Annotated in this window: 8 protein-coding genes; 5 read left to right on the top strand and 3 right to left on the bottom strand. The window is 70.8% G+C overall.

Annotated elements, in window-relative coordinates; genetic code table 11:
* Window positions 1-144: 144 nt before the first annotated feature.
* Window positions 145-2,256 carry a lamin tail domain-containing protein gene (locus VF092_04240; GenBank protein HEX6746502.1) on the bottom strand — a complete coding sequence of 704 codons (2,112 nt, stop codon included), beginning with the start codon at window positions 2,254-2,256 and terminating at the stop codon, window positions 145-147.
* Between the two features lie 345 nt (window positions 2,257-2,601).
* On the opposite strand from VF092_04240, the gene VF092_04235 reads away from it, so the two are divergent.
* Window positions 2,602-4,374, top strand: a complete 1,773-nt coding sequence (locus tag VF092_04235; GenBank protein ID HEX6746501.1) for a DUF885 domain-containing protein — start codon at window positions 2,602-2,604, stop codon at window positions 4,372-4,374.
* A 171-nt stretch (window positions 4,375-4,545) separates the two neighbouring features.
* Here the strand turns inward: VF092_04235 and VF092_04230 are convergent, their stop codons facing one another.
* Window positions 4,546-6,723, bottom strand: a complete 2,178-nt coding sequence (locus VF092_04230) for an Ig-like domain-containing protein (protein ID HEX6746500.1) — start codon at window positions 6,721-6,723, stop codon at window positions 4,546-4,548.
* An 810-nt stretch (window positions 6,724-7,533) separates the two neighbouring features.
* On the opposite strand from VF092_04230, the gene meaB reads away from it, so the two are divergent.
* The 3 genes from meaB to VF092_04215 are packed head-to-tail and all read left to right on the top strand — an operon-like array spanning window position 7,534 to window position 10,943.
* A complete protein-coding gene (meaB, locus tag VF092_04225; GenBank protein HEX6746499.1) occupies window positions 7,534-8,601 on the top strand; it encodes a methylmalonyl Co-A mutase-associated GTPase MeaB in 1,068 nt (355 codons plus the stop codon).
* Window positions 8,602-8,622: 21 nt separating this feature from the next.
* Window positions 8,623-10,359, top strand: coding sequence for a methylmalonyl-CoA mutase family protein (locus tag VF092_04220; GenBank protein ID HEX6746498.1), 1,737 nt, complete (start codon window positions 8,623-8,625; stop codon window positions 10,357-10,359).
* Window positions 10,360-10,370: 11 nt separating this feature from the next.
* Window positions 10,371-10,943: a Uma2 family endonuclease gene (locus VF092_04215; protein ID HEX6746497.1), complete on the top strand. Its 573-nt coding sequence runs from the start codon at window positions 10,371-10,373 to the stop codon at window positions 10,941-10,943.
* Between the two features lie 92 nt (window positions 10,944-11,035).
* Here VF092_04215 and VF092_04210 read toward each other — a convergent pair whose 3' ends face one another.
* Window positions 11,036-11,314, bottom strand: coding sequence for a hypothetical protein (locus tag VF092_04210; GenBank protein ID HEX6746496.1), 279 nt, complete (start codon window positions 11,312-11,314; stop codon window positions 11,036-11,038).
* Window positions 11,315-11,506: 192 nt separating this feature from the next.
* Between VF092_04210 and VF092_04205 the strand changes: the two genes are divergently transcribed.
* Window positions 11,507-12,109 carry a hypothetical protein gene (locus VF092_04205; GenBank protein HEX6746495.1) on the top strand — a complete coding sequence of 201 codons (603 nt, stop codon included), beginning with the start codon at window positions 11,507-11,509 and terminating at the stop codon, window positions 12,107-12,109.
* The last annotated feature ends 33 nt before the right edge of the window (window positions 12,110-12,142 follow it).

Genomic DNA, 12,142 nt, shown 5'->3' with positions numbered 1-12,142 from the left:
GTCAAGGGGGAGCGCGCGATCTCCGTCTTCCGCCCCTCCCGCCGGCCGGCTCGAGGCCGGATGGGATCGCCCGCCCTGGAGCGGGAGAAGCGCGCAGGGCGGAGAGCCGAAGCTCCCCCCGCGCCCTGCGCCACCGCTCGAGCGTCAGCGGTAGATGGGCACCGGCGCGTTGCGCTGGCTCTGCGTGCCGTCGCCCACGTAGCCGCCCCTTCCCCAGCAGTACACCTGCCCGGTGACGGCCTGCAGCGCGCATCCCTGGCCGACGGAGTCGGACAGGCCTTTGCGCGACAGCGCCACGGCCGAGAACGTCACCCCCGGCGGCGCGGCCACCGGCGCCAGCACGGGGTTCTCGGCGGTGCTGCCGTCGCCGAGCTGGCCGGTGGAAGATTCGGGGCCCTGGCACCACACCTCGCCCGCGGTGGTCACGCCGCACACGTTCCGCCCGCTCACCGCCAGCGACGCGAAGCGCACCGTGACCGGGTGGTCCATCACCTCCACCGCGCGCACATCCGGCGCCCAGCAGAACATCTGGCCGAGGGTGGAGATCCCGCACGAGCGGCGGTCGCTGGTGTCGATCCACTGCCAGGTGACGCCCGGCCGCGACACCAGCGAGAGCGTGTCGCCGCCCACGGTGAGCTTGTGGCGGCAGTACGCCTGTCCGGCGGTGGTGAGCGCGCACTCCGCCTGGTCCACGCGCGAGATCTGGGCGAGCGGCCCGGGCATGGCGCGCAGCGTGGGCGTGGTGAGGGCGAACACCTGCCCGCTCGACCCGTTGACGTCGTCGACCCCCCAGCACCACGCCTGGCCCGAGCCGTCCAGGCCGCAGCCGAAGCTCCGGCCCATGAGCCCCAGCGAGGCGAAGGCCAGCCCGCCCGGCTGCGGGATGGGCGACGGGGTGGTGCGCAGGGCCAGCGTGGCGCCGGTGGGCACGGACGATCCCCAGCAGTACGCCTGGCCCGTGGAGGTCAGCGCGCAGGTGTTGTCGGTCGAGCCCGCCACCACCTGCGTGAAGGTGACCCCCGCCGGCTGCGCCACGCGCACCGGCGACAGGACCAGCGCGTCGATGCCGAACACCGGGACGGTGGCGGAGCCGATGCCGAGCCGGCCGGCCTGGCTGCTCCCCCAGCACCAGATCTGCCCGCCGGTGTCGAGCGCGCAGGTGTGGAGCAGCCCCGCGGCGATGGAGGTGGCCCGCAGCGGGATCCGCCGGCGCGCGCCGGGCGTGCCGTTCTGCCCCGTGCCGAAGGTGACCGGCGAGGGCACCCAGTGGCTGCCGGCCCCGCTCAGGTACAGGTTGTCGGATCCCACCGAGTCCAGCTCCATCGAGATCCCGGTGGGCGGCGGCGACGCGGTTTCGGCCGGCGCGGCGCCCCAGTCCACCGAGTCGGTGGTGAACCCGGCGGGCGAGCGCAGCGCCAGCCAGTCGCCGGTGCCGTTGGCCAGGTCGATCCCGGAGTACGCGTACGCCACCGGCGCCCCACCGTTGGCCGACGTGCTGGTGCTGCCGCCCAGCACCACGTATCCCTGGCTGGGCACCACCACCGGCGAGGCGATCACGTGCGGCGCGTCGCCGCCCGAGGCGATGGTCCACCCCTGCAGGTTGATCGAGTCGCGGCTGCGGTTGTGCACCTCGAACCACTCGCCCGCCGGCTCCGAGGCGGTGGTGGGATGCGCCATGATCTCGCTGATCACCAGCGTGGGCGCGGTGTGCGTGGACACGTACACAGTGAAGGCGAACCAGGCCACGTCGGGGTCGGCGTGGAACTGCCAGGTCCGCGGGGCCGAGGTGGCGCCGGGGGCCAGGATTCCCGGGTACTGGAAGTACGGCTGCCCCGCGGCGGTGAACACGCCGGTGCCGTCGGCGTTCTGCACCGTCACCGTCCCCCACCCCGAGGTTACCGCGGGCCCGGCGTGGAAGAACACGCGTAACCCGGCGGGGTCGGCGTTCACCCCGTCGAGCGTTCCCATCGCGGTCGGGAGAAGGTTCTGCACCGTGACGTCGGCCGAGAAGGTGCCGGTGCCCGCGTCGAACGCCACGTTGGTGGAGGTGATGCGGACGTACTGCCCCTGCCCGCCGAGGATGGCGCCGCGGATCCCCGCGGGCGTGGCGGGCGCGCAGGTGATCCGCTGCTCGCGCACCAGGGCGGTGCAGTCGAAGCGCCGGGCGTCGTCGCCGGGCGCCGCCAGCGGGGTGCGGTCGGCGCACGCGGCCAGAAGCCCGCAGAGGCCGAGGAAGAACGGGTGGAACCGTTTCATCGGGGTCGCCGCCGGTAGGTTGAGGGTGGAACCGCCCGGCGCCGCCCGCGGAGGATCGCCGGCCGCGGGCGGGCGAATGCCGCACGGCAGGCCGAGCGGCACGGAGGCCACGATAGTGCGCCTCGCGCGGAGCGTCAAAGGACGTTCTTTGCCCGCGCCTGCCGCACGTTCCGGGCCGGGGGAGGGGTGGCGGCGGCGACGTTTCTTCCCCCCACGTTCCGCCCGCGCCGCGGGGTGACGCCCGCGATCTTCGGCGATGCCCGCGTTGCGGCTCCGGCCGCGGGGTGGTACGCTGGAGTCCTGTCCCCATTCCCTCGTTCCCGTCCCCACCTCCCGCGCCGACCCATGAAACCAGCCCTCCGCCGTACCGCGGCCGCCGCGCTGCTGGCCGCCGCCACCGCCCTGCCCGCGGCCGCGCAGGGGACGCCGTCCGAGCGGCTGCACCGGCTGTTCGACGAGGAGTGGGAGCTGCGCCTGCGCGAGAACCCGCTGCTGGCCACCTCGATGGGCGACCGGCGCTTCAACGACCGCCTCCCCGAGGTCGGCCTGGCGGCGTCGGCGCGGCGCAACGCGGCTGCGCGCGCCTTCCTGGCCCGCGTGCGCGCCATCCCGCGCGACTCGCTGCCGCGCGAGGACCAGATCAACCGCGACATCTTCGAGCGCAACCTGCGCGAGAACATCGAGTCCGACGAGCTGCTCGACTATCTCATCCCCATCACCAACCGCGAGGGGTTCCACACCGGCTTCCCCGAGCTTCCCGACAACGTCCCCCTGCGCACCGCGGAGGACTACCGCACCTATATCGCCCGCCTCCGCGCCTTCCGGCAGTACGAGGGGGGATACGTGGAGCTGATGCGCGAGGGGATCCGGCGGGGGATGGTGCTGCCTCGCGTGTCGCTGGAGGGGATGGAGGGGATCCTCACGCCGCAGATCGTCGACGATCCCACCAGGAGCCTGCTCTGGAAGCCGTTCACCGAGTTCCCGGCGACGGTGCCCGAGGGCGAGCGCGCGGCGCTGATGGCGGCAGGGCGGACGGCGATCATGGACGGCGTCGTCGCCGGCTACCGCGACTTCCTGCAGTTCATCCAGCGCGAGTACCGCCCCGCCGCGCGCCCCGGCTTCGCGGCCGGCGAGCTGCCGAACGGGCGTGCGTACTACGGCTTCCTCGTCCGCCAGTACACCACGCTCGACTCGGCCACGCCCGACTCGGTGCACGCCATCGGCCTGCGCGAGGTGGCCCGCATCCGCGCCGCCATGGACTCGGTGATGCGGTCGACCGGGTGGACGGGCGACTTCGCCGGCTTCGTGCGGATGCTGCGAACCGATCCGCGCTTCTACGTAGCCACCCCCGAGGAGCTGCTGGAGAAGAACAGCGTCTTCCTCAAGCGGATGGACGGCGAGCTGCCGCGGCTGTTCGGCCGGCTGCCGCGGATGAGCTACGGGATCAAGACCATCCCCGACTTCATCGCCCCGCGCACCACCACGGCGTACTACGGCCCGCCCGCCGGCGACGGGACGCGCGCCGGCAACTACTGGGTGAACGTCTACGATCTCCCGTCGCGCCCGCTGTACGAGATCGAGGCGCTGGCCAGCCACGAGGCCGTTCCCGGGCACCACCTGCAGATCGCGCTGCAGCAGGAGCTGGAGAACATCCCCAACTTCCGCCGCTTCGGCGGGGTGACGGCGTTCGTGGAGGGATGGGCGCTCTACGCGGAGTCGCTGGGGAAGGAGGTCGGCTTCTATCGCGATCCCTACAGCGAGTTCGGGCGGCTCAGCTACGAGATGTGGCGCGCCTGCCGCCTCGTCGTTGACACGGGGCTGCACTCGAAGGGATGGACGCGGCAGCAGGCCATCGACTACATGGCGGCCAACAGCGCGCTGACGCTGACCAACATCACCAATGAGGTAGACCGCTACATCGCGTGGCCCGGGCAGGCGCTGGCGTACAAGACGGGGCAGATGAAGATCCGCGAGCTCAGGATCCTCGCCGAGCGCGAGCTGGGACCGAAGTTCGACGTGCGCCGCTTCCATGACGTGGTCCTCGGCAGCGGCTCGATCCCCCTGGGCGTGCTGGAGGACAACGTCCGCCTCTGGATCGCGCAGGAGAAGGCGCGGTGACGGAGGATCTTTGATCTCACGCAGAGGCCGCAGAGGGCGCAGAGGAACCGATGCCGATCCTCTGCGCCCTCTGCGACCTCTGCGTGAGCCCAATCTCTTTTCTGATCATGCGGAGGAGCCCGGTGGCATAGCTCGTCACCGGCCTCCGTCGTTCATCGCTGTCGCCGACGGTCAGGGCGCCTGGAGCACCGAGCCGCCCATGAACACCACGAAGTGCCCGTTGCGCCATTCCCACGTGGCGAAGGTCTGCAGGCGCTCCAGGATGGTGGGCTGCAGCGGATAGGGCGGATAGGTCACGTGGTAGTACTCGTCGAGCGCCGTGGTGAAGAGCACGCCGCCGTTGTCGCCCACCGCCACCGGCGTGACGAAAGGATCGTTGGTGAACGTGGCCTGCGTCTCGACGTACGACGCATCGAGCACGAACAGCGCGTTCGAGCGGCGGTAGGCGACGTATCCCCCGCCCACCACGGGCCACGGGGTGACGCCGGGAATGACGACGTCGCCCGCGGGGCGGTAGATGGCCCAGCTGTTCGCGCTCAGGTTGCCCAGGGTGAACGGCTGGTAGACCACCTGCACGCCGTCGGTCATCACGAACCCGTACGAGTACGGCGCGCCGGTCCGCAGCATCTCCGTGGTCCCGTCGCGGTACCGCCACACCGAGCCCTCGCGCACGTACACCACGTCGCCGTTCGGCCCCAGCGCCAGCGACGAGGCCGACGGCGCCACCACCACCTCCGCGCCGGTGACCAGGTCGCGCCGCATGACGGCTCCCGCGATCTGCGTGGTCACCAGCCAGGTGCCCCGGACGATGTATGCGGACGCGGTCGGGACCAGGACGTTGCGCGTGCCGTTCACCCACTCGTACACCGTCTTGCCTTCGGGCGAGGAGAGGTTCTGGATCGCGGCGTATACCACACCCGCGGGCGACAGGTGCGGATCCACGATGTGCGCGCTGGAGTCGGCCACCAGCTGGTCCTGGCCGGTGGCGCGGCTGCGCACCTTCAGCGCGTTCCTCTCGTTCAGCCCGTCGACGTACAGGATGCGGGTGTCGTCGTAGTCGACGATGGTGCCCGGCGCGCGCACCACCTCCGTCAGGTTGCCGCGCAGCACGAGATAGACGTGCTGGCGCAGAACGCAGCGCCCGCCGCCCGCGTTGTTGTACGCGCAGATGTTGAACACCAGCGAGCTGGTCCCCGTGAGCGCCGAGTAGTTGAGCGTCACGTCGAGCGTCCCCGTTCCCTGCGCCAGCGCCACGTCGGGCTTGTTCGCATCGGACACGACCACGTAGCACCCGCTGGGATCCGGCGTCGTGCAGGTGGCGGCGAAGCGGATCTGCCCGCCGATCGACACCTGCCAGTCCGAGGGGGACTGAAGCGTGAGCGTCGGGAGCGTGGTCTTCCGCAGCGGCCGGTCCAGCACCGTCACCACGCCACGGCTGTCGGTGGCCTCGATGCGCACGTTGAAGGGGCCCAGCGGCAGCGCGGTGAAGTTCAGCAGCGCCTTCCAGCGGGTGAACGACAGCGTCAGCGGTACCGTCTGCGTGCCGAAGATCGCGCGCACGCTGGTGACGGTGTACGGGCCCGTCGCCTCCACCTCGAGCGTGGCCGTGTCGACCACCAGCGTGTTGGGCACGGGGAGCGCGCCGAGCTGGATCCCCGTCAGCATCCGCGCGGTGAAGGTCACCCGCACCGTGGTGTCGGAGACGAGGGCCGCGGTGGCCACCGGCGCGCCGTAGCTCCCCAGCGTCCACTGCGCCTTCACCGTCCCGTCCGCCCGCGTCCGCGTGGTGTCGGGGGAGATGGAGCCGTCGGGCGACACCGTCCAGCGGACGAGCGCGCCGGCGATCGGGTTCCCCGCGGCGTCCGTCAGCTTCGCGACGAGCGAGTCGGGGACGACGAAGCCCGGCCGCTCCTGCTGGTCGTTCCCGGAGACGCGCACGAGCGCCGTCGGCGATCCCGCGTTCGCCGTGGCGGTGAAGGTGACGGGGGTGAGCCCCGCCACCGTCGCGGTGACCGACTGCTGCCCCGCCACCGTCCCCAGCCGCCAGCGCGCCGAGACCTGCCCCTGCGCGTTGGTGATCGAATCCAGCGGGGTGATGGTGCCCCCGCCGGTGACCACGGCCCAGGTCACGGGCACGCCGCCCACCGGTCGCCCCGAACCGTCGGTCACCGTGACGACGAGCGGCGCCAGCTCGGTGCCCGCCGGCGCCGACTGTGCGTTGCCGCCGGCCGCCGCCACCTGCGCCGGCGTGCTGCGGTGCGTCGGCGAGTCGCACGCCGGCAGCGGGGCCAGCGCGGCCCCCAGCACTGCGGCAAGGGCGATGCGGGTCGTGGTGCGAATGGGGTTCATGCCCGTTTCGATGGATTCAGGGGAGCTTCATGTAGAAGCGGTTTCCGCCGGCCCGGCCATGGCGTCCGTCCCTACGACGCTGGACGGCGAATCACACGCCGCGGCGGCCATGGCCACGGCGGCGAGGGCAACGCGGACGAGGACAGGCTTCACGGGTCGGCGATCCTGGATCGAGAGGTCCCGCGGGAAGAGGGCTGCGTGGCATGAACAGCACCCGCGCGGGGTGGGATCCGGCGGGTAGAACGTATGCTGTCCCAAGGAAATATCCCCAAACAGATGCATCCCCACAATCGCCCGTCGCGAATCGGACATCCCGTAATGCCGCAACTACCTACGTCAATTCGGCGACGGTGCGGCGAAGCGCGCTCGCCGCTCCGGCGGGGCTATCGGGAGATGGAAGACCGCCGCCGGAGCAAACGGTCGCGTTCTCCAGACGATCGTGCAATTCCCGACGCTGCATGGCTTGGCGGTTCGTTGCCTCCGGTGCGATCCCCGGCGCGGGTTGACGGCGATGCAGCCCGCGACGTCACACGATTTCACCGCGCCGCCCCTGCCGGACGTGCGACGAGGGGCGGGGAACGCGGCACCGGTCGCGTTCCCCCAATCGGGCGCACCCTGCAAGCTGGACGTGTCGCGGCGGCCGCGGAGTCGGCCGATTTCGCCGGCGTGTGGGATGGGCGATTCCCCTCCGCGCGGGCGGCGCGGTGCTCCCGCCGGACGGAGATCTCCCCTCCTCTCCGCGCCCGCCCGCCGTTCGTACGAGCGTTCGCGCGCTTGACGAACCTCACGCGCGCGCGGCACTTTTCGCGGATGACTGCGAGCACGGAAACATCGCGGGAGCAGGAGCTGCTCGACCGCTTCCGCGCGGGCCAGCGCACGGCGCTGGCCCGCGCCATCAGCATGGTGGAAGACGGGCGCCCCGGCTTCGAGCGCCTGCTGCACGACCTGCACGGCGACATGCTGCGCGCCCACCGCATCGGCATCACCGGCCCGCCGGGCGCGGGAAAGAGCACGCTGACGTCGAAGCTGGCGATGGAGTACCGCAAGGCGGAGGAGAAGGTGGGGATCGTCGCGGTCGATCCCTCCTCCCCCTTCACCGGCGGCGCGCTGCTGGGCGACCGCATCCGCATGAACAACATCTCCACCGACCCCGGCGTCTTCATCCGCTCGATGGCGACCAGGGGCGCGCTGGGGGGATTGGCGACGACCACCAAGGAAGTGGCCGACCTGCTCGACGCGTACGGCTTCGAGCGGGTGGTGATGGAGACGGTGGGCGTCGGCCAGAGCGAGCTGGAGATCGCGGGAACGTCGGACACCTGCGTGGTGGTGCTCGTCCCCGAGAGCGGCGACTCGATCCAGGCCATGAAGGCGGGATTGATGGAGATCGCCGACGTCTTCGTGGTCAACAAGGCCGACCGCCCCGGCGCCGACAAGCTGGCGAACGAGATCGAGCTGATGCTGCACATGCGGCTCGGCGACGCGCCCACGGCGCCGGGGCACCACGGCGTGTCCCTCAAGACCGTTGGGCGGCACGCGCGCGAGTCGGCGCGGCAGGCGGCCGCCGAGAGCGGCGCGTGGGCCATCCCCGTGCTGAAGACGGTGGGGCAGAGCGGCGAGGGAATCGAGGAGCTGGCGCGAACGCTGGAGCGCCACCGGGTGTATCTGCGGGACTCGGGCGAGCTTTCGCGGCGGCGCCGCGCGCGGCTGGAAGAGCGGGTGCGCGCCGTGGTGGAGCGGCGGTTGCAGCGGCTGGCCTGGCGCTCGGGGCGGGGCGAGGAGATCCTGGCCGATTCGCTCCCCGCGCTCGAGGCGGGCGACGAATCGCCCTACGCGGTGGCCGAGCGGATCGTGGCCGAGCTTGGCGTCACATCACGATAGATCCAACGAAAGAATCCCATCATGAGCGTGGTCGAGAGCGGCGCGGCGCCGGCGGAGCTGCTGGAGCGCATCCGCGAGCGCGAGAAGGAGCTGGAGACGCTGCGGGCGTCGCTGGCGGCGTGGGAGGGCGCGGCCGGGCGCACGCCCGCGCGCGACGTCCCCTTCACCTCCGTCTCGGGCGCGGCGGTGGAGCCGCTGTACACGCCGCTCGACCGGCCCGCGCCTTCCGCGGACGAGGCGGCGTACTACAACGCGGCCGTCGGCCTCCCCGGCGAGTTCCCCTTCACCCGCGGCCCGTACGGCACCATGTACCGCACGCGGCTGTGGACCATGCGCCAGTTCGCCGGCTTCGGCACGTCGGAAGAGACGAACGCGCGCTACCACTTCCTGCTGGAGCGGGGGCAGACGGGGCTCTCCGTGGCCTTCGACTTCCCCACGCTGATGGGCTACGACAGCGACCACCCCCGCTCGCTCGGGGAAGTGGGGAAGTGCGGCGTGGCCATCTCGTCGCTCGACGACATGGAAACGCTGTTCGACGGCATCCCGCTGGACCAGGTCAGCGTGTCGATGACCATCAACGGCCCCGCCCTCATCCTCTTCGCCTTCTACGTGGTGGCGGCCGAGAAGCAGGGGGTGACGCCGGAGAAGCTGCGCGGGACGGTGCAGAACGACATCCTGAAGGAATACCAGGCGCAGCACGCGTGGGTGTATCCGCCCGAGCCGGCGCTCCGGCTGATCATCGACCTCTTCCAGTGGTGCTCGGCCAACGCGCCCAAGTACAACCCCATCTCCATCTCCGGCTACCACATCCGCGAGGCGGGCGCCACGGCCGTGCAGGAGCTGGCGTACACGCTGCGCAACGGCTTCGAGTACGTGGAGCGGGGGATCGCGCGCGGGCTCGACGTGGACGACTTCGCGCCGCGGCTGTCGTTCTTCTGGGACGTGCACAACGACTTCTTCGAGGAGGTCGCCAAGTTCCGCGCCGGCCGCCGCATCTGGGCGCGCCATCTCCGCGACCGCTACGGGGCGAAGAACCCCGAGTCGTGGCGCCTGCGCACGCACGCGCAGACCGCCGGCGTCACGCTCACCGCGCAGCAGCCGGAGAACAACATCGTGCGCGTGGCCTACCAGGCGCTCGCGGCGGTGCTGGGGGGAACGCAGTCGCTGCACACCAACTCGATGGACGAGACGCTGGCGCTGCCGACGGAGAAGGCGGTGCAGATCGCGCTGCGCACGCAGCAGATCCTGGCGTACGAGACCGGGGTGCCGAACACGATCGACCCGCTGGCCGGCTCGTACTACGTGGAGGCGCTGACCGACCGGATGGAGGCCGAGGCCGAGCGGATATTCGCCGATGTCGACCGCATGGGCGGCGTGGTGCCGGGGATCGAGATGGGCTACTTCCAGCGCGAGATCGCCCGCAGCGCCATGCGCCAGCAGCTGGAGATCGAGGGCGGCGAGCGCACCATCGTAGGCGTCAACGAGTTCACCGTCGAGGGCGAGGCGCTGGAGATCCCGCTGCTGAAGGTGACGCAGGAGAGCGAGAACCGGCAGCGCGAGCGGATGGCGGCCATGCGCGCGCGCCGCAGCCAGGCGCAGGTGGACGCCACGCTGGCGCGGCTGAAGGACGCCTGCCGCACGGGCGAGAACGTGGTGGAGCCGCTGCTCGACGCGGTGCGCGCCTACGCCACGCTCTACGAGATCCGCGCGGCCATGGAGGAGGTCTTCGGCGCCTACCAAGAGCCCGTGTTCTTCTGAGGTATGCTGCCATGCCACGAGCTGCAACCGCCGCGGAGCCCGCACTCGTCACAGCCGACGAGCTGTTCCGCATGCCCGATGATGGCGTTCGACGCGAGCTCGTCCGCGGAGAGCTCCGCGAGATGAGCCCCGCTGGAAGTCGCCACGGTCGGATCGGAGCAAAGATCCTGTCCCGGCTCGAGGTATACTCGGCGGCCAACGACCTGGGCGAAGTTTATAATTCCGATACGGGTTTCAGGCTTTTCTCGACCCCTGACACCATCCGGATGCCCGATGTTTCGTTTGTCACGCGCCCGCGGGTCGATGAAGTCGGGGACATTGAAGGATTCTGGCCCGGTGCGCCCGATCTCGTGGTCGAGGTGATTTCGCCGACAGACTCGTTCAGCGATGTTGATGAAAAGGTTTCCGAATATCTGGCGGCGGGATGTCGGATGGTTGTAGTCGTAAACCCCAAGCGGCGCACCGCGACCGTATATCGGTCCCGCGGTGACATTGTTCTCCTCACAGAGAATGATTTTCTGGACGGCGGGGATGTGGTTCCGGGATGGCGGGTGCAGCTTCGGGACGTGTTCCCGCCACGGTGAGCAGGATCCGGATAGTCGAGGTACGACAATGGAGGCCGGACGCCCTGTGCGCCCGGCCTCTTCTGCATTTGATGCTGATCAGGCGATCCGGCTCAGTGCGCGTTGTCCCACGCGATGCCGCGCTGGACCTCGGCCTCGGCCTGGCGCACGAGGTTGATGGCGCGGACGCGGTGGCCGCCCTTGTCGCCGGTGGCCTCGTTCAGGTGGTGCTCGGCCGAGCGCAGCGCGTCGAGCGAAAGCCGCATGTGCGGCTGCTGTTCCACGTTGCGGCGGCGCTGCGCGGTGCCCGACGAAACCGCCAGCCCGAGCACGACGCCGATGGCGAGCACGAGCAGAAGGAGGGGGATGCGGCGGAGGGAGCGGCTGGACATGGGTGTTCTCCGGATGCGGGAATGCGGACGCGAAGGAAGGGCGTGTGGGTGGCCGGCGGCCCGCGGATGCGAAGATGCTGTGCAGCGTCCGACTCCGACAGCAAACTTTTGACGTAGCCGGTTGAAAGAATCGAGGCCGGGTGTTCGTTTCAGGGCACCCGGCCATCGTTCACCAGAGATCCCGGTCCGTCGATGACGTTCCCGCGCCGCACCAATCTCCTCGCCATGATGGTGATCGTTGCCGCCTGCGGAAGGTCCGCGCCGAGGCAAGCGGACGCCGACGGCGCGCGCGACGCATCGCCGTTCGAGCCGCGGGTGGTGGAGATCAGGGATTACTGGATGGGATTGGAGCCGCAGGGCCCGATCGAAGCCGTCTATCACCTGGAGCGGCAGGGAATTACGTTCGCGTTCGCGGGGACGGGCGAGCTGACGCAGGCGCGCCGCCGGCACGCCGGTCCGCTCCGCATCGCCATCCCCGGTACGGCGATGCGGGCGTTCCTGCGCGGGCTGGAGGTGGCGCCGCGCGCGCCCGGCCGCTACGAGCCGCGGATCGAGCACACCGACGATTATCCCGAGCTCACCATCCGCCTTCGCGCGGACACCGCGGTGGCGGAGTTCTACTCCGCGTCGCAGGGCAACGACCGGCGGCCGTGGCGCGTGACCATCGGCGGGCGCGAGTACGTCAGCGACTCCGCCATCCCCGCCGAGGCGTTCAGTTACATCCAGCCGTACCTGCGCCGCGCCGAGCTGGATCGCCACATCGTTTACAACGTTCCCGCCGCCGCATCGAAGTAGCGCATCTCCCCTCCGTGCGCGTTCCCGCGCAGT

The organism is Longimicrobium sp., from assembly GCA_036377595.1.
Classification (GTDB): Bacteria; Gemmatimonadota; Gemmatimonadetes; order Longimicrobiales; family Longimicrobiaceae; genus Longimicrobium.
This window is presented reverse-complemented; position numbering and strand designations above follow the sequence as displayed.